We start from the raw sequence: 19,226 nt of genomic DNA, 5'->3' as shown, positions 1-19,226 counted from the left end.
CCCCGCCGTATCAAAATCCTCATCGGGCAAAGCGTCCTCGGGATCGTCCTCGTTCGCCGCATAGCTGAAAATCGTCGCAACCGCAAGGTCGCGCCCCGCCGCTGCCAGCTGACGCTTGACCTCCTCGTAATACTTCATGCAGACAGGAATCGACGCGACCGCGAACATCGAATTGAACCCCAAGACGGCTGTCCCTTGAGCGAATACGCCTTGCCGCGCATCGTCTTCTGATCGAAATGCGCGAGGATATATTCCGTCACGGCACGGATGCGCTCGGGCGCGGCAAGCGCCTTCTCACGGTCAATGGCACGCACTTCCTTGTCCTCGATCTCCGCCTTGCTCTTCATCGTGTTGATGTAATCAATGCGAAACGGCAGCACATTGCCGTCGTTGATGGCGTTCACAATCGTATAGGTGTGGAGCTTGTCGCCGAAAAGCTGCGGTGTCGTCCGCGCCGAAGGCTTGCCCGCGCCCGACGCATTCGGCGCGAAAATCGGCGTGCCCGTAAAGCCGAAGATATGATACTTCTTGAACGCCTTCGCAATCGCCGTGTGCATATCGCCGAACTGCGAGCGATGGCACTCATCGAAAATCAGCACGACATGCTTGCCGTAGATCGCGTGCGTCTTGTTCTGCTTGATGAACATAGCGAGCTTCTGAATCGTCGTGACGACGATGCGCACCGCATCATTCGCGAGCTGACCCGCGAGCACGCGCGTCGACGTATTGCCGTTCGCCGCCCCCTTTTCGAAGCGGTCGTACTCCCTCATCGTCTGATAGTCAAGATCCTTGCGGTCGACCACAAAGAGCACCTTGTCAATATCCGGCAGTCCTGCGGCAAGCTGCGCCGTCTTGAACGAAGTCAGCGTCTTGCCCGAGCCCGTCGTGTGCCAGATATAGCCGCCGCCCTCGATCTTGCCCCAAGTCTTGTAATTCGACGCGATCTTGATACGCGACAAAATGCGCTCCGTCGCCGCAATCTGGTACGGACGCATGAGCATCAGCACCTCTTCCGTCGTAAAGATCGAATAGCGCGTCAAGACGGCGAGCAGGGTATGCTTCGCGAGGAACGTGCGTCCGAAATCCATGAGATCCGTGATGAGGCGGTTGCTCGCATCCGCCCAAAACGATGTGAACTCAAAACTGTTGCTCGTCTTCTTGCTCGCCCTGCGCCCCGCCGCATCCATCTCGCGGATGTGACTTGCACGCGTCGTATTGGAATAATACTTCGTATTCGTCCCGTTCGAAATAATGAACACCTGCACATACTCATACAGCCCCGCACCTGCCCAGAAGCTGTCGCGCTGATAGCGATTGATCTGATTAAACGCCTGCCGAATCTCCACGCCGCGCCGCTTCAGCTCCAAATGCACGAGCGGCAAGCCGTTGACAAGAATCGTCACATCGTAGCGATTCGCATGAGCCGCCGCCGTCTCTGCTTGCGCATCCGCACCGCCTTCCACCGCATATTGGTTGATGACCTGCAAACGATTGTTATAAATGTTCTCCTTGTCGATCAGCTTGATGTTCTTCGTCGTTCCGTCATCGCGCCGAAAATTCTGAATGTAATCCGTCTGAATGCGCCGCGTCTTCTCCACAATGCCGTCGCCCGCAGGCGCGATCGAAGCCTTGAAGAACCGTTCCCACTCCGCATCACTGAACGCATAATCATTGAGCGCCGAAAGCTGCTCCCGAAGATTCGCGACCAGCTCCGCCTCGTCATGAATCCGAAGATACGTATAGCCTTCCTCTTCCAGCAGAGCGATCAAAGCCCGCTCAAGCGCCGCCTCCGACTGATACGCCGCATACGGCGCACGCTCCTCGCGAACATACTGCGCGAGCACCGTGCTCTCTTCTGCGCTTGCGATGAGATTGTAGTACATGATCAACCTCGCTTCTTTCGTATTTTCCGTCCCGTCGTCCCGCTTATCTCTCTGATGTTGCCATCATTCCCATGCGCATAATTCGTGAAAAGGATGTTTGTATCCTGCTTTCCGCCGCTTCAACTCATAAAAAAAGAGAGCCAGATCACTCCGACTCCCTCAAGTATGCGTCCGCAAACACATACCCCAATTCACACCCTCATTATACTACCGAGCTTGCAAATATGCAAGCTAAATGTACGCTTTAAGCGCAGTCATTCGCATCGATAAATCACGATGAATAACGATTGCTGCAACTATAGGATTCACTGATTTAACATAGTCCTCTGTAATTTTCTCAAACTCTCTGATAAATGACTTGATCTCCGTCTTAGGCACATGCAGGATTTTGAGATAATAACTCACGAGAATGACGTAGTCGCCAATCGTCTTAAAGTTCACATAGGGCAGCCCGACTTCTTGCTGTAAGCATTGCCTCATAGCTCTATTGGGATCAACGCTTCGAAAGCGCGTATCAAAAACTACTGCGTTATGTGCAATTGCATTTCTTAAATCTTTCAGCATGTAAATATACTTATAGACAAGCTGCCGATCCGTATCACATGCCAAGTTCAGTCCGAGCCTACGAGAAATATCATCTCGCACATTATACGTCAAGCACGACAAAAGAAATCCAAAATCTCCCATCGTCATGACTTCAAACAAAGCCCAAACAGGAACACCTGTATAATTCACATTATCATAAAAGTGCGCTATTTTAGGATTTCCCCTTCGATATTCTTTTGCAAGACTCGACTGAATCGAATTCTGTAAATTGAGTTTTGCCTGCTGCAATGCCTTCTTCCGGTTCACACTCGCTCCCAACGGAGAATTGCGATAGCTGCTGACCACGCTCTCACACATCACTTGGATGCTCTCCGATCTCGCTTTTGTAAGAATCGCCTCCAGCGCAATATTTTTGATCGCAGTTTCGATAAACATCACCTTTCCATACAGCAGGGACTTCAATGCCGCATCGTATCGAATCGTCGCATAAATCTCACTGTATGACGTAAACGGCAGACTATTTCCCGCATGATGAAAAAACCGATATCCCTTATACCCATGAAAATATCCCGTGTTAATCAGTTGGCGCTTCTGCGCACTCCCAGAAATCGCTATTCCATTCTCGCGGAGATGACGCATCAAACCATCCGTGGTTTTATAACTCATAAGAACCTCCCGACATTTGCTATATATTTATTATAACAAATATATATTCCTATAACAAGGCTCATCGAATTTAGCACAGATGCGCTTGCGCTCTCGGGGCGTTTTCACATACGACCTTTTCACCAATCAGCTGCGCTCTTCGCGCTTGCTTCTTGGAAAGGTCAGCAGTTTATCGCGGTAGTATTCGTATTGCTTCTTGCGTGCGACGATCTCAGCGGGAAGGCCGCTTGTGAGATCGTTGCATAAGGCATCGAAGCGGTCGAGGATGGAGACGATTTTTTTCTGTACATCGAGCGGCGGGACGGGGATAGAATACTTATCCAGCATAGGGCGACGTATAGATACCACTGAAGATTGAACGGCATTTTGCGTTATATATCGATAAAACGTGGTTTTCATATAGTAAAATAAAAATCTAGGCAATATTCGCCCATCAATAATATGAATCCTATATGCACGTTGATGTAGTGCATATTTACCTTCTATGTAGTGAAAAATTTTCCCTACCCCAACACCGTCACCCGACGTAATGATAGCTGTTTCATCATATTCATAGCTGTTCTTCCAGCGAACTTCTTGTGAACGTACAAAAAAAGGAAACATTCCCGCCGATAGTCCTTCGTTTGTATTACTACTGCCAGTTCCTATTTCAGCAATTTCAGACAGCCTAATATGGATTACACCTATATCATCCACGCGGACAAAATTCAAAAGACTGTCGCGGTAAAAATTATACTGCTTTTTCCGCAAGGTAAGCTCCGTGGTAAGCTCCGTAAAACTGTCTAACAATTTTACGATTTCATTTTGAATTTCCAATGGCGGGACGGGGATTTCAATGCCCTTAATCGCTGGAACACTGGAATGAACAACTTTACTTTTTACGCGCCCCTTGCTTTTCTGCCTTTGTGCCATTTCCGTCGATAAAACATATGAAAGATATTTTGGATTCTGCTTGTGTTGCAAAACAACAATATCTCCACCTGCTAAACATCTATCATACCCAATATATGCTGTAGATTTTGCAATCTCTTCAACGTTTTCACCAGTAATAGCAAACAAAATATCGCCATGCTCAAAATATTTTGGATTAGCAACAACCGTTTCATCTGTATGCGAAATACAAGCATCAAACCATATACCATATGTTGTATAAATCTCGCCATAGCGAACGCATGGAGTTCCTTTTTCTTTTACTTCATCGCGCTTGATTCCTGAACCACGAAATACATTTGTTGCAATTTCTCCCAGCTTCCTATATTCCACTCCATCTGGGCAAAGCTCTTCCATCAACTCCCTCAGCCTGCTCATAGCGCGATGCCCTCCTCGTCTTCGATCTCGGCAATGATCTTGTCGATTTCACGCCGCAGCACTTCTTCCCTTGCGACGATCTCGCTAATCTCTGCGTTGAGCGCCGCGATATCGATGACCTCGCGCGTGTCCTCCGGTTCGACGTAAGTGCTGACGGAGAGGTTGTAGTCCTCGACGGCAATTTCCTTGCCTTGGACGCAGCGCACCGTGTAGGCAACATCTGCGCGGTCAGTATACATCTGCAGGATACGCTCGATATTTTCCTGCGTGAGCTTGTTGTTGTTCGTGACCTTGATGCATTCCTTCGAAGCGTCGATGAAGAGCGTAGTCGTGTCCGCTTTCGACTTCTTCAGCACCATGATGCAGGTCGCGATACTCGTGCCGAAGAAGAGATTGTCCGGCAGTTGGATCACAGCATCGACGAAATTGCTGTCGATGAGATATTGGCGAATCTTCTTCTCCGCGCCACCGCGATACATGATGCCGGGGAAGCAGACAATCGCCGCCGTGCCGTTCGCCGCCAGCCACGCGAGCGCGTGCAAGATGAAGGCGAAGTCGGCTTTCGACGGCGGCGCAAGCACGCCCGCAGGCGCAAAACGCGGATCGTTGATAAGGGTAGGATTGTTCTTGCCTTCCCACCGAATCGCATACGGCGGATTGGAAACGATCGCCTCAAACGGCTCAAACGCATCATGCTGCGGATCAGTCAGCGTATCGCCGCGCGCAATGTCGAAGTCGTCGAAATTGATGTCATGCAGGAACATATTGATGCGGCAAAGATTGTACGTCGTGATGTTGATCTCCTGCCCGTAGAAGCCGTTTCGCACATTCTCCTTGCCAAGAGTTTTGGCAAACTTCAGTAATAGAGATCCACTGCCGCAGGCGGGGTCGTACACTTTGTTCACCCGCGCCTTGCCGATGACCGTGAGGCGCGTCAGAAGCTCGGAGACTTCCTGCGGCGTATAGTATTCACCGCCGCTCTTGCCGGCATTCGAAGCGTACATCCGCATGAGGTATTCATAGGCGTCGCCGAAGGCATCGATCGTGTTGTCCCGATAATCTCCCAGCTGCATTTCGCCGATGCCGTCGAGAAGCTTCACGAGCTTTGCATTGCGCTCCTTCACCGTAGCGCCGAGCTTGTTGCTGTTGACATCGAGATCTTCAAAAAGCCCCGCAAGATCGTTTTCACTCGCCGTGCCGGTCGCCGAGGCTTCAATGTTGTGAAATACCTTTTCCAGCGTTTCATTGAGGTTTTCATTCATCGGCGCACTTTTTCGCACATTGGAAAAAAGCTCGCTCGGCAGGATGAAGTATCCCTGCTCCTCCACAAGATTCTCGCGCTCCGTCTCCGCCTCTTCATCGGACAGTGCAGCATAGTCAAATGCCGCATCCCCCGCCTCATGCGCCTCACGGTTGAGGTAATTCGTCAGCTTCTCCGAGATATAGCGATAAAAGAGCGTGCCCAAAACATACTGTTTGAAATCCCAGCCATCCACCGAGCCGCGCAGATCGTTCGCAATCTGCCAGATCGCCCGATGCAGCTCCGCCCGCTCCATTTCCTTCTTATTGTCCATCGTATCGCCTCCGTAGTCAGTCTGCTTTTCTAATTCTTGTTGAAGCCGCCTTTGTCCTTCTAGTGAAAGCGTTCCCCGCAAAACAACCAGACATCCACGGAGCAGATAGCTTACAAAATTTCGCCAAATTTTTCTCTCACTTCATCGCTATCCCTGCCGGAAATCGGCTTGCCGGTGACATTTGCAATGGCATCGAGAATTTTTCTCGCGCGATGAACGATAAATCTCTCGAAATCATCGGACATGCAATCGGCCATATCAATCCAATGACTGGCGAGATAATCGCACAAGTCTGTCTGCTCTACCTTTTTCTTCTCGATACGCGCCAGGTATTCACTCGGAGCAACACCGCCTATCTCCCGATTGGTACTGTACGATAGGGGCGTCTTGTTAATGATGGAATCCCACTTGATATAATCATATCCCCTACTCTTGCAATAGTTTTTCGGAAAGATATGGTGAATGTCAATGCCGGCGGCTTTATAGAGAACAAGATCCATCTCCTGCCCGCTGATGAAGTCACGACTGTGATTCTTCATGATAAGCGCCATGATTCCCTTATAGGCAGCACTCCGTCTTGACTGAAGCATCAACAGGCGCATGGGATTGAAATAGGAATCGACGATGGTCTTGGGCAGCTCACCACCGTTCAACCAATTCATCACGCCAACCACATCGTTTACATAACGCGTCTCATTGGCACTTCCATAAAGCTCACCGAATACACCGCACCAATACCATCGCTTGATATTATTCTTCACATTGGAATTTTTGATTCGACGACCGGGCAAGAGCAAGGCGCACAAAACAGCCAACGGAATGAGCTGCGTCGTATAAGGAAGATCGCGGCTGACGAAAATGCGCTCCTCGAAGAGCAGCATTTCCGCTTCCTCGAATCCCTGTGTCAGAACATCGGCGTATTTTTGATAATCGGCAAGTTTCAGATTCAGCACGTCCTTCTTCTTGCAACTCACCGTTCCCTTCTTCTCATAGGCTGCGAGGAGCGTGCAGGCGGTCAAAAAATCCGTAGCCGTGACAATGTTCAAGATGTCTCCGTTGAGATGGTTGCCTTGGCGCTTTTCCCAATCTTGCCTGAGTTCAAAGTCGTCCATAGCAAATACAGCCGTAACGAGTTCAAAAACCGTAAGTGATACGCCCCCTTGGTTCACATTCTCAAAAACTTGGCATACCGCTTCCTTCGACGTGTCTTTGTCCAAGCTGATAACAGGCATTCGATAATGGGATACGCAATCTATGATTTTCTCCATAAAGGCAAGATACTCTTGGCAGACATTTTGCTGACCTTGGTGATACTGCATGTAGCCGAGCTGCCACCGAGTCGCCTTCACGCTGTCCAAAATGATATTGAGCGGAAACAACTTATTCGCATATTCCTTTTCGGCAGTCGAAACATCGAGATCAATTTTTCTGCCGAAGTCGGATGTGATTTGCTTCGACTCCGGGACGGATAAAATAGCCTCCACTCGATCAACAGCAGGATCAATCGCCTTGGCAATATCGATGTAGTAAAAGCGCTTGATTTCATTGCCTTTGTCAGTTCTGGTTTTGACAGCATTCGGACTGCACATAGATGCATAGATGGAAGTGAGCCGCTGCTGACCATCCAGAATAAGCTGCTCCGGTCTAGCATTAGATGCCAGCGCTCCCTCAATCATACGATGCTTGAAACGAACATTCGCATTGTCGTATTCGAGGAACATGGCAGCACCTACTGGGAAATTCTGCGTAATGCTGGCAATAAGCCCACGAATGCGACTGTCATCCCATACCCAGCCGCGCTGGAAATCGGGCAATTGAATGTTTCCTTTGTCGATGTCCTTCATCAAATCCAAAATCGGAGTATCGTTTGTTCTCATGCAGTCCATCTCCTATCTTTTATTGCCATCGCAGTGCATATCACCACGGCTGTTATTTATCTCTATATTGCTGATCATATCACCCGCCTTCTTGGAGTCGGGTTATTCTACGGATTCATTATATCGTACATTGCCCTGCATTAAAAGCACAGACGAACTATCCTCTATATAGCTAAACGGCAAAGATCTCAAAGTATCTCCTCATAACACCAGCGTTTATATGTCCATCCAGATATTGCTTCCGTACAGCCTCTTGAATCTTTTTTCGTGCTCTCGTGTTCTTTCCAATCGTTTTTAATAAATTTTCCGCACACCATGTAAGCCAATCAATATTAAAATTCGCATAATCAAAGTTCTCCCAATCGGATATCCAATCATAAAAAGGGGTGCCGCTCTTTTGAATAAACTCGCGTGCTTTATCTCTCTGCTTAAAACATCCGCTCAAATCGGCATTCGCAATATGTACTAAAACACTCTCATACTGACTAGGATATACTTTACCACGGTCATCCTCAATCGTTTTTACAAAATCAAAAAGCGCATTTTCCCATTGAACGGTAGATTTCAATATACCAGATTGGAGTAATCGGCAAAACAATTCTAAAGTACCAGTGTCCCACTCCCATTTCTTTTTTCCTGCCAAAGAGCGAATGGCTCTTCTTGCCGCTCCATCAACGTAAGGATAAAGGACATCCAACACATAAAAATATTTTTCTTGCATCAACGAGGATATATGTTCGCTCGCAAATTTTTCATTTCGTATGCCATTATACAAGGATAGTCCATTTGAAAGAACCCGACACGCTTCATTTAGATCAATCCGCGCACCAATAATCGCTCGCAATATCGAATCAAGATATTCATGCAGCAGAGATATGCACTCTTCGTGCTCTTTACTAATGTACTTCTGACGAGCAATTCGTGAAAAAAGATTAGCTACTTTGTTTGCTCTTGAACGAAAATCAATGCCAGAAACACGCTGTGTTAACTCATGCAAAATCATTGCAATCAGCTCAGTTGTCAGCGGTATGTAATACAACAAGATCAAAATCTTTTCAAAGATTTCATTCCTTTGCATACCGTCCAATTCTTGAATATTGTTTAGAATGCATTCCAGTCTCTCTTGCCCATCCGGAGTAACGGAAATTATCTCAATATCAGCTGAGGACAATATCCGTTCTATATTTTTTGCAGAACAATAGCGAAGAATAAAAAACACATCATCCCCCGTAAGTTTCGATACTTTAATATTCCCACACTCGCCAATAAGTAACGCGCCATTTTCTAAAGGTATGTCTGGCGTTGCGATCGTAGTCAGCGCCGTCTGCGCATACAATTGCAGACTGCGTGAAAACTCACGATAGCGGTCAACAAAAACATAATTTTTTATAACATAAGACCAGCTATCCACCACCTGTTGCCTCAGCTGTGAAATGCTCGGTGTTTTAACATACATGACATAGGAAGTTTGCGCTTCTCTCTCGGCTTCTTCCGATTTATCATGAGCTGAGATGAAGTCTATATAAAATAATTGCATGGTATATAGTTCTCTCAAAAATTCATTCTGAGCGTATCCTATCTGCGGCAAGCTATAAAAGATTTTATCTAAATTGATATTTGCCGCTTCTTTTTGTATTCTTTTACCATCTTCACTTGTACATCCTGGAGAAACTCCTTGACTAATCATATTAGCCAAATATTTTTGATTCATGTGAGCAATAAAATACCAACCAAATTTCTCCTGTTGATAAAAGCCCATCGCCGCTTTCTGTAGGTACTCATAAGCTGCAGCATATTCAAACAAATGATAAGACAACGCGGCCTGCTCCATATACAACAATGGATTTCGCTCCGATAAAAGTTCTTTATTTTTATGCCTGAACGTTCTTAGTTCAGCCATATTATAGCTCATGACAGCACGCATAATTCTATCGGCAGAAATCGCCCTTTGTTGAAGAATCTCTGTCTCATCAGGTATTTTCATGACATGCTCGCGATCTGCTGAGGCCGCTAGGAAATACGCGCTGCTTTTCACGAGTACTTCATAAATCGCTTGATACTTCTCGATATCTTTCTCAGGCACTTCATATCGTTCTCTAAACAAGGCAACCTGTTCGGCAGCAATGGCACGGATGCCATCTAAAATCTCTCGCCCCTTGTCACGGCCATCATCCATCATGATCTTATTATCATGCAAATGAACTCCGATTAAACGAAATGCTCTTTCTATGTACTTCAAGTGAACGTAATTCATATCTTGAAATGGTATAAGGAATTGATATATCTTGTCGAGTTCGCTAATATCTTCTTCCTTTCTTAAAAACTCCAACATACCCAATGTTCGTTTTTCGATTTTTAACTTCTTATAATCAGTGATTTTGCGTGCAGCATAGAGCAATTCTATCCCAAACTCCTTAAAATAATTGACCTCCATCTCAGAATACGATCGATCTGCTACGATCATATAAGAGCGCGGCATATCGCGTCCCAATATCTCCTTGACCCATGAAAATATTTGCTTCAAATCTGGATCATTAAAAGAATATCCAATAAATACAAGCGTATTGCCCGCAATCAACGCCTTGATATATGCTGTCAACAAGCGAAAGTTCTGTGCATATTTCAAATAATCTTCTTCCTTGAGAACAAAATTATCGTGTTCAAAGTCGCCATGCATCTTTATGATTTTACTTTCTGCAAACCCATAGACCAAATCACTATCACGGCTAATTACATCTACAACGCGATAAGTAGCTTTAGCGGCTTCCTCTAATAAATAGTCGTAATTGGTTGTCACAATCGTACTGACTTGAAACTTGAAAATTTCATGATGTATATCATTCGGAGACAACATCTTTTTATGCTTAAAAACTTCCCTCATCAAACGTGTGTAATCACGTTTTCCGTACTGTACATAATAGTATTGAGGAATTTTCAAGAAATCGTCTTGCGGCGCAACATCCATCCGTTCCTTGATAATCTCTATGGCTTCCTTCCATGATGGCATACCTGACGGAATCGACGCACCTGCCCCAACAAAGAAGACCAGTCGTTTATCGCGTTCCGCTTGTTGAATCAATCGACGCTCTTCATTATATACCTTATCTATATATTGATATTGACTCATGGTATCTCCCTACTCTTATTGGTTCTACATCTGCGATACAGAAATCAAAACGGCAACGGAAGTACGTCATCCCCTACCCCACGACAAACCTCGCCGTGCTCCCTTCTTCTCCCTTTTCCACTTCCAGCCGCACGTCGATGCGGTTTTTCAGTTCCTCCACATGGGAGATGATGCCGACGAGGCGGCCGCCTTTTTGGAGGTCCATGAGTGTCTTGATCGCGAGGTCGAGGGTTTCGGCGTCGAGAGTGCCGAAGCCTTCGTCGATGAAGATGGTGTCGAGGCGGATGCCGCCGGCGTAGTTGGTGACGACGTCGGCGAGGCCAAGCGCAAGGGCGAGGGCGGCGAGGAAGGATTCGCCGCCCGAGAGCGTCGCCATGGGGCGTGCGTAGCCCGTGTTCTCATCGAAGATTTCAAGATCAAGTCCCGCGCTCCTGCGCATGTCGGCGACGCCTTCTTTGCGCTCCAAGCGGTACTGCCCGTGCGTCATGCGCAGGAGGCGCATGTTCGCGGCATCCGCCACATCGGCGAGAATGGAGCGCAAGACGTATGTCTGGAAATGCATGCGGTGAGGATTCTGCCCAGCGGCGACTTCCGCGAGCCTGCCCGTCGTATGGTAGGCGGCTTCAAGCGAGGCCGCTTCAAGAGCGAGCTTTTGCAGCTGCTCCTCGCGCGACCTGCGCTCCTTCAGCTCCTGTGCCAGTGCTGCGGCTTCGCGCGTGCCTGCCGTCCACGCGGCAGCCGCTTCCTCCCGCGCCGCTTTGAGCTTGGCGAGGTCGGGTGGAGCGATGCCGGCCGCCTCCTCGGCGGCTTTTTTTTCTGCCTCGGCGAAAGCCGTTCGCTTGTCCTCGTAGGCGCGGATGCGGTCGGAGACTTCCTTGCGGCCTTCTGCTGTCGCGAAGTGTCCTGTGAGCACGGCGCGAAATGCCGCTTCGTCCGAGAATCCCGCGCTCTTCAAGCGCTCGGTGAGAAGCGCCGCGCTCTTTCGCGCTTCTTCCTGCGCGAGTGCCGCCGCTGTCTTTGCCGCCTCGGCTGCGGCCTTGGCTGCGGCAAGCTCTTTCCCTGCACCGGAGAAAGCGTCCTGCGCTGAGGCCAGCGCCTTCTCCCTCTCTGCGATGCCACGTCTTGCCGCCGCGAGCGCCATCTCGACCGCCTTCGGCTCGCGGTATGCTTCGGGCAGAGACGCGCTCTTTTCCTGCAATGCTCCCGCCGCCTGTGCGGCCTCACCCTTGGCTGCTTCCGCGCCCTTCGTCGCCTCCTTTTCTGCGGCTTCCGCCTGCACGAGCCTTGCGGCCAGTGCCTCGCGCTCGGCGGCGGCCTCCTTCTGCGCCGCTGCTGCCTGCTCAGTCGCCTTGACTTCGGCCTGCAAGGAGGCAATGGCGGCGGCGAGGCTTCCCTCGTCCTCCGTCGTCTGCGTCAGCGACTTCTGCGCCGCCGCCAACTCGCCGCGCACGGCGGCGAGGTCGGCTTCTGCCGCCGTCTTCGCCTTTTCCACCTGCTCGCGCGCCTTCTCCGCCTTTTCCGCCTCGCTTCGTGCGCGCTCCACATCCGCCTTTTCGGGCACTTCATCTTTGCTCACCGTCGGATGCGGATGCGCAGTCGAGCCGCAGACGGGGCAGGCCTTGCCGTCTTCCAGACTGCGTGCGAGGAGCGCCGCCTGGCCTTCCATATAGACGTGCTCCAAGGCGCGCTGATTCCTGCGCTTCGTCTCGTGCTCCTCTCGCGCCGCCCGCGCCTTTTCACCTGCGCTCTCGGCGGCTTCCTGCGCCTTTGCCGCACGCTTCTTTAATAGGGCGAGATTCTGCCGCGCCTCGCGCTCCTTTTCCTTCTGTGCGAGCGCAAGCGAAAGCCCTTCGGCCTTCGCCGCACGCTCGGCAAGCTCCTTCTCGCGCGTACCGAGCGCGAGAAGCTCGGCGGCGAGCTTTTCCTGCGCCGCCTTCGCCTGCGCCGCCTTCTCTGCCGCCTCATGCGCCGCCTCTTCGCGGCTCTTCGCACGCGCCCGCGCCTGTGCCAAGTCGATCGCGCACGCGCCGTATTCTTCGAGCTTGCGCACCTTCGCCTTGCCCTCTTCCAGCTCGCCTTCCCGCGCCTTCTCGTGCACCAGCGCGTCTTCGGCACGCTTCAGCTCATGTGCCGCCTTCTCGCGCCGCTTCTCTTGCGCGGCGCACTCAGCCTCGCGCTCCTTCGCCTTCTCGCGGTCACGCGCCGCGCCCGTCGCCACGTCTTCGATCTGTGCCGCACGCTGCGCCTCTTCGAGCTGTGCGCGGTAGCGCTCGACAGAGCCGCGCTTCTCCTCATGGTCGGCGAGCGTCTTTCGCGCCGTTTCCCAGCGCGTCAGAATTTCCGCCGCACGGATGCCCTCCTGCTCAGCACGCTGCGCCGCCTCCTGCTTTTCCTGCAGCGCCGCCGCCTGCTTTTCGAGGACGGCGAGCGTTTTTTCCTTCTCCTCGCTCGCCGCTCGGTGCGCGTCGAGCGAATCTGCCGCGCCGCCCGCGAGGAGCGCCCCTTCCTGCGCCTTGATTTCCGCTCTTCGCGCTTCCATCGCCTTGGCGCGGCTTTTGAAGAGTTCCTCCAATCTGCGGTAGCGCTCCGTCTTGAAGAGCATCGCGAGGAGCGCCTCGCGCTCGTCCACCTTCGCCGTCAAAAGGTCGCGAAACGCGCCCTGCGGCAAGAGAACGACCTGACGGAACTCGGCAGGGCCGAAGCCCAGAAGCTCCGTCATCTTCTGCGTCACCGACGACGGACGCTGTGCGAGCACGCGCTCCTCATTTTCTGCTGCTTCTCCTTCCTCAACCTGCCAGAGCATCGCCGACGCCTGCACCGGCGTCAGCCCCGTGCCGTCCTTCTTCATGCGCTCATAGGACGGCGTGCGGCAGATATGGTACTTCTGCGTTCCCAAAGCAAAGACGAAGTCGACGCTCGTCCTCGCCTCGCGCGGCGCTTCGTCCGTGCGCATCATCGTGCCCGTGCGCCCTGCCATGCTCGCCTCGCCGTAAAAGGCGAAGCAGATGGCGTCGAGCAGCGTCGTCTTGCCCGATCCCGTGCGGCCGTGAATGAGGAAAAAGCTCCTCGCGCCGAGTTCCGTGAAATCGACGACAGTCTTCTTCCCATACGAGCCGAACGCCTCCATGGTCAATCGCAGCGGCCTCATATCTTCGCCTCCCTTTCCTCGCGCAGCAGCTCTTCGAGCACATCAAAAAGCTCCTTCTTCTGCGCCTCATCGAGCGTCTCGCCCGTCATGTCGGCAAAGAACTCACCGAAGAGCACGTCATCGGGACGCTCCAGCTTCTTCCTGCCCTGCTCGCGCAGAGCGCCCGCCTGCTCCATGAGTCCCGGGCGCGTGACCTGCAGGACATTCGGATAGATGCGGCTGAGTTTGCCGTGCGCGTCGAGCACCGGCCCCTTGTCCATAAGCTCGACGGCCGTATAGTCCTCACTCTGCGGGAAACACTCGCGGTCTTCGAGGATTTCCTGAAGCGTGCCGCGCACGACTTGGAGGTCGTGCGGCGCGGCGAGCGCGGCTTCCTCAATCGTCACAGAGCCGTCGGCGGCGAGGTCGACGATGGTCGCCCCCTTCCTCTGCCCCGCCTCGCTGAACGAATACTTCATGAGCGAGCCTGCATAGCGGATGTTCGCCGCCCCCGCCTGCTGCGGCGCGTGCAGATGCCCGAGCGCCGTGTAGGAAAAGGGCGCGAAGCACGCGAGACTCACGCTGTCCGAACCGCCGACGGAAAGCGGCCTCTCCGACTCGGACGATGAGCCGCCCGCAATGAAGGCGTGAGCGACGGCGACGCTGCGGCAGCCCTCAGGCACGAGCGCCGCCGCGCGTGCGACGGCGAACGAAGTCGCCTCGTCGAAGCCCGCGAGATCTTTCGCCGCCTCGCCGTAAGCGAAGCGCACCGTCGCCGGCTCCATGTAGGGCAGAAGCGAAAAGGCGACCTTGCCGTGCGCGTCGTCCAAGATGACGGGAGCGACATCCGCCTGCAGATGCCCCGCGACAAAAACGCCGCCCCCTGCAAGGAGGCGGCTGCCGAAGCCGAGGCGCGCAGCGCTGTCATGGTTGCCCGCGATATAGATCACCTTGAGCTTTTCGTCGAGCAAAAGGCGCGAGAGCACCTCGTCGAAGAGTTCGACCGCCTCGACGGGCGGCACGGCGCGGTCATAGACGTCGCCCGCGATGACGACGGCCTCGGCGCGTGCGTCTCTCGCGAGATGCACAAGCTCGTCGAGGACGTGCGCCTGATCGTCCGTCAGATGGCGGCCGAAGAAGAGCCGCCCGAGGTGCCAATCGGCGGTATGGATGAAGCGCATGGGAAACCTTCCTTTCATACGAAGGCGGCGCGAGATGGCCGCAAAGCGGATTTATTTGTCGGGGAAGAACACGCGAAGCCTTTCCGCGGCGGTCGGCTTGCCCAGATATGTGCCGAGCAGGAAGAAGGCGAGTGAAGACGAAAGCCCCAGCACGATGGGATGCAGTCCGAATACATGAATCTTCAGCGCCTGCGCCGCGCAGTAGACGACGGTGCCGCCCGCCATCGAGAGCATAGCGCCCGCCTTGTTGGCACGCCGCCAGTAGAGGCCAAAGAGCATGACCCAGAGAAATGCCGTTTCGAGTCCGCCAAAGGCGAACATGTTGATGAGCCAGATGAGATTCGGCGGCGAGGCCGCGAGGAAGAAGACGAGCGCGCCGATGATGACGGTCGAGGTCATGGACAGGAGGCGCAGGCGGCTCATCGAGGGGACGCGCCCCTTCTTCATCTTTTCGTGCATGTAGACGTCCTTGATGATCGCCGACGAAGCAACGATCAGAAGCCCCGAGATCGTCGAGATTGATGCTGCCAGAGGGCCGATGATGGCGATGCTCGCGAGTTCGGGCGGCATCGCGCGTGCGATTGCCTGCGGGATGATGTTGTCGACCGTGCCGTAGTCCGTCACGGGGCCTGTCAGCACGCCGTGCGCGAGGATGCCCGTGAAGTTGATGCCGATGTTCATGAAACCGATGACGAACGTGCCGATGAGCATCGCCTGATGCAGTCCGCGCGTGTCGCGGTAGCTGATGCCGCGCACGACGGACTGCGGCAGCGCGATCGTGCAGATGCCGACGAGCAGCCACTGCGTGAAGTAGAGGCCGAGCGGCATGTCGCCGGCGGACAGAGGCGTGAGCATCGCCGGATGCTCGCGCTCGATCGTCTCCAGGATCGCCCAGTAACCGCCGCCCGCCTCAAGCACGAAGTAAAAGAGCAGTACGATGCCGATCATCATCATGACGGCGCAAAGCGTATCGGTCAGCGCGACGGCGCGGAAGCCGCCGATCGCCGTGTAGAGGACGACGACGGCGCCGAAAAGCACGAGTCCCGTGAAATAGCTGTAGCCCGTGACCGCCTCGAAGAGCTTCGCACCGCCGACGAACTGCGCCGTCATCGTGCCGAGAAAGAACAGCACGATGACGAATGCGGAAAGGTTCGCGAGCGCATCCGAGCCGAAGCGTGCGCGGATGATGTCGACGATGGTCACGGCGTCAAGGCGGCGCGAGAGGAGCGCGACGCGCTTGCCGAAGATGCCAAGTACGAGGAAAATCGCCGTGACCTGCACGACCGCCATGTAGATCCAGCCGAAGCCGACCTTCCACGCCATGCCGGGACCGCCGACGAACGAGCTGACGGAGCTGTACGTCGCGACCGTCGTCATGGCGAGCACGAAGCCGCCGATCGCGCGGTTGCCGATGAAGTACTGAGAGACGAAGCCCGCGCCTTCCTTTTCCCTGCGCACGCGCACGGCGAAGCTGACGGCGAGCATCAACCCCATGAAGGCGAGGAGCGGCAATAGGAGCGAGAGCTTTTCCATCATGCCTCGCCCCCCTTTTGCCTCTCCTCATCGTCGAGCGGCATGTCGCGAAAGACGAAGCGCAGCAGGAGTGTGACGATGACGAGCGCCATCGCCCATGTGCCGAACGTGCCGAGGACGACCCAGAGCGGCAGCCCCGCGATGCGGATGCTATTGTCAAGAAAATTCGCCGTGCCGAAGCCGGCGAAGAGCCAATAGACGATGAGCGCGGCGAGTGCCAGTCCTGTGGCTATGGCCTCGCGCCTTACCTGGTGGTACTTCTCTTTTGTTGTCATTGTATGATTTTCCTTTCTCCTTGAATGTATCAGCGGGAATCCCCGTCTGATCGGCGTCTGCCAGAAACAGCAAACAGGAGCCGCCTGCAGCGCGAAGACGCTTTTTGCGAAACTTCGCGGCATACAGCCGACCCCTGTTATTTCTCCATGTGACTCTTGTTTTCCTGCTCAATGCACGGGTACGCTTTCGGTGCACTCTGCATGCTCGCCGGCAGCCATCGGATTCTCGGTGCATTCCGTCTTCTCGCTGTCGAGCAGCGAGCCTGCCGCGCCCTTCGACCTCTCGCCATCGGGCGACGGGCTTTCCATCTGCTCGATGCGCACGCAGTTGCGCCCTTCCTGCTTCGCCCGATAGAGCGCATCGTCCGCACGCTTCAAGAGCGCCTCCATCGTGTCCTTCTGCACGCCATGCCAGCGCGAAACGCCGATGCTGCACTGGATGGGACGGTAGTTGCAGATCGGCGCCTGTGCGATCCGCTCGCGCAGATGATTGGCGAAGGTTTCCGCCTCTTTCAGTGAATAGTGCAGGCAGAGAATGACGAATTCCTCACCGCCCCAGCGAACCAGAAGGTGACGACGGTCGAGCGAAGTGTGCAGAACCCCGGCAAAGGAGCGCAGCACATGATCCCCCTCATCGTGTCCATAGTCGTCATTCACGCGCTTAAAAAAGTCGATGTCGAGGATCATGAACGCGAGATGTCCGTCTGTATTCTGCGCCACCTTCACCCATTCGGGGAACGTATCGTTGAACTTGTAGCGGTTGAAGCAGCGCGTCAAGGGATCGATCTGCGCTTTTTCCTTCGCCTCGACAATTTCATTCTCCAGAGACTTCTGCACCGCTTCGCTGCGCACCTCGTCGCGAATGCGCATGCGAATCGTGCTCAGGACGAAGACGACGAAGGACAGCAGCGCGAAAGGCGTGATGTACGTGTCCCACGCAAACAGATGGTACTGAAACCAAAGTCCGTCGAAAAGCCCGAGCGGCGCAATCGCGAGGAGCGGCACGAGCGCCGTGCGGCAGTATTCGTTGCCGCGCTTCGCCTCGCGCCAGAGCAAGAGGCTCGCCCACGGCGTAAAGATGGCCGCCAGCGGATAGTAAAAGTTCATGCAGGTGAAGAAACTGCCGCGTGCGACGAAGACCTCGCCGAGAGCAGAAGCAACTAGAAGGATCACGAAGGGTACGGACAAAAGGCGCATCGTGCGGCGCTGCGCGGCGGGCAGGAAGCCCGCGAGAAACTGAAAAGCCAGGATCGCTATGCCATACACTGTCGTAAGCTGCACGAACCACCAGAAACGCGGCGAATCGAAAAGGAAATACCTCGCGTTCATCACGCTGACCATCCAGATGCCGTAGACGAGGAAGAACAGCAACAGAAAGACGTAGGCGCCTCGGTTGCGGCGCAGGGTGCAGCTGTAGATGGCGACGATCGCCCCCATCATGAAGATCAAAGAAAGTCCGAAGACGAAGGGCAGATCGGCGAAGAAAAGCTCCGCCACGCTCGCACGCATGTCTCGCAGACACAGGTGATCGAAGCGGCCGAGATCGACCGTGCTGAAAGAATGCATTCCGACGGTCAGTGTCTTCCCCTCATAGCCTTCCGGCAGAGGAACGAGATGCCAGCGCGTGCCGTAGCTGTAGTCACCGTCCTCCATCGAACCGTATTCGTAAAGGAGCTTGCCATCGAGCCACAGACGAACCGACTGGTTCGTCGTCTTGAAGAACAAACCCGTGCCGCTATGCCCCTCTTCGGGCAGACTCGTTGTCAGATAGACATAGCGCGTCTCGCTCGAAAGGAGCGGCTGTGCGGGATAAGTCACACACTGCCATCCTTCGGCACCATTCTGCGCCTCCTGCAGAAGTTCCTGCATTTCTCCCTCGTCCGGAAGGTTCGCGCTCTGCCAATAGTGCAGTTCCGTAGGCTCAGCTTCCTCTTTAGCAGAATGCTGCAGGGAAAAGCCTGCCATCTCATGGGAATCCAAGGAAAGTCCATGCGCGGCGACTGCAGGCAAGGCCTTCGGCAGGGAGGCGGCGAGGACGAAGAGAACAGCTGCGAGCGCAAGAATGCGCAGAAAGTCATGCGCCGCTCTGCGCCCTCTTTTCCCCAACATTGCCATGCACCGCCCTCTCA

At 53.6% G+C, this 19,226-nt stretch carries 11 protein-coding genes; all 11 read right to left on the bottom strand.

Going from position 1 to position 19,226, the window contains the following annotated elements; genetic code table 11:
• Window positions 1-134: 134 nt before the first annotated feature.
• Window positions 135-1,883 (bottom strand): type I restriction endonuclease subunit R, encoded by a 1,749-nt coding sequence (locus tag HMPREF1153_RS00990; protein WP_232208150.1) that lies wholly within the window; start codon window positions 1,881-1,883, stop codon window positions 135-137.
• A gap of 231 nt (window positions 1,884-2,114) precedes the next feature.
• Window positions 2,115-3,095: an Abi family protein gene (locus HMPREF1153_RS00985; protein WP_009645058.1), complete on the bottom strand. Its 981-nt coding sequence runs from the start codon at window positions 3,093-3,095 to the stop codon at window positions 2,115-2,117.
• Between the two features lie 126 nt (window positions 3,096-3,221).
• Entirely contained in the window at window positions 3,222-4,403 is a 1,182-nt protein-coding gene (locus HMPREF1153_RS00980) for a restriction endonuclease subunit S (RefSeq protein ID WP_009645042.1), read from the bottom strand.
• Window positions 4,400-5,977, bottom strand: coding sequence for a type I restriction-modification system subunit M (locus HMPREF1153_RS00975; protein WP_009645061.1), 1,578 nt, complete (start codon window positions 5,975-5,977; stop codon window positions 4,400-4,402). Before HMPREF1153_RS00975 ends, HMPREF1153_RS00980 begins: the two co-directional genes overlap by 4 nt.
• Window positions 5,978-6,087: 110 nt before the next feature.
• The gene (locus HMPREF1153_RS00970) at window positions 6,088-7,854 is read right to left on the bottom strand and encodes a DUF262 domain-containing protein (RefSeq protein ID WP_009645048.1); all 1,767 of its coding nucleotides are present in this window, start codon (window positions 7,852-7,854) and stop codon (window positions 6,088-6,090) included.
• Between the two features lie 172 nt (window positions 7,855-8,026).
• Window positions 8,027-10,981, bottom strand: a complete 2,955-nt coding sequence (locus tag HMPREF1153_RS00965) for an SIR2 family protein (protein ID WP_009645049.1) — start codon at window positions 10,979-10,981, stop codon at window positions 8,027-8,029.
• A gap of 73 nt (window positions 10,982-11,054) precedes the next feature.
• Window positions 11,055-14,129: an AAA family ATPase gene (locus HMPREF1153_RS00960; protein ID WP_009645054.1), complete on the bottom strand. Its 3,075-nt coding sequence runs from the start codon at window positions 14,127-14,129 to the stop codon at window positions 11,055-11,057.
• The gene (locus tag HMPREF1153_RS00955; RefSeq protein ID WP_009645046.1) at window positions 14,126-15,289 is read right to left on the bottom strand and encodes an exonuclease SbcCD subunit D; all 1,164 of its coding nucleotides are present in this window, start codon (window positions 15,287-15,289) and stop codon (window positions 14,126-14,128) included. The genes HMPREF1153_RS00960 and HMPREF1153_RS00955 overlap by 4 nt, the downstream gene beginning before the upstream one ends.
• Before the next feature lie 51 nt (window positions 15,290-15,340).
• Window positions 15,341-16,825: a sodium/pantothenate symporter gene (panF, locus tag HMPREF1153_RS00950; RefSeq protein WP_009645060.1), complete on the bottom strand. Its 1,485-nt coding sequence runs from the start codon at window positions 16,823-16,825 to the stop codon at window positions 15,341-15,343.
• Window positions 16,822-17,097, bottom strand: a complete 276-nt coding sequence (locus HMPREF1153_RS00945; RefSeq protein WP_009645057.1) for a YhdT family protein — start codon at window positions 17,095-17,097, stop codon at window positions 16,822-16,824. The genes panF and HMPREF1153_RS00945 overlap by 4 nt, the downstream gene beginning before the upstream one ends.
• A 168-nt stretch (window positions 17,098-17,265) precedes the next feature.
• Window positions 17,266-19,212 (bottom strand): GGDEF domain-containing protein, encoded by a 1,947-nt coding sequence (locus tag HMPREF1153_RS00940; RefSeq protein ID WP_037369382.1) that lies wholly within the window; start codon window positions 19,210-19,212, stop codon window positions 17,266-17,268.
• Between the last annotated feature and the right edge of the window lie 14 nt (window positions 19,213-19,226).

Origin of the sequence: Selenomonas sp. CM52, assembly GCF_000292955.1 — a bacterium.
In the GTDB taxonomy this organism is placed as follows: Bacteria; Bacillota; Negativicutes; order Selenomonadales; family Selenomonadaceae; genus Selenomonas.
The sequence above is the reverse complement of the archived record's forward strand: the minus strand, read 5'-3'. Positions and strand labels throughout refer to the sequence as shown.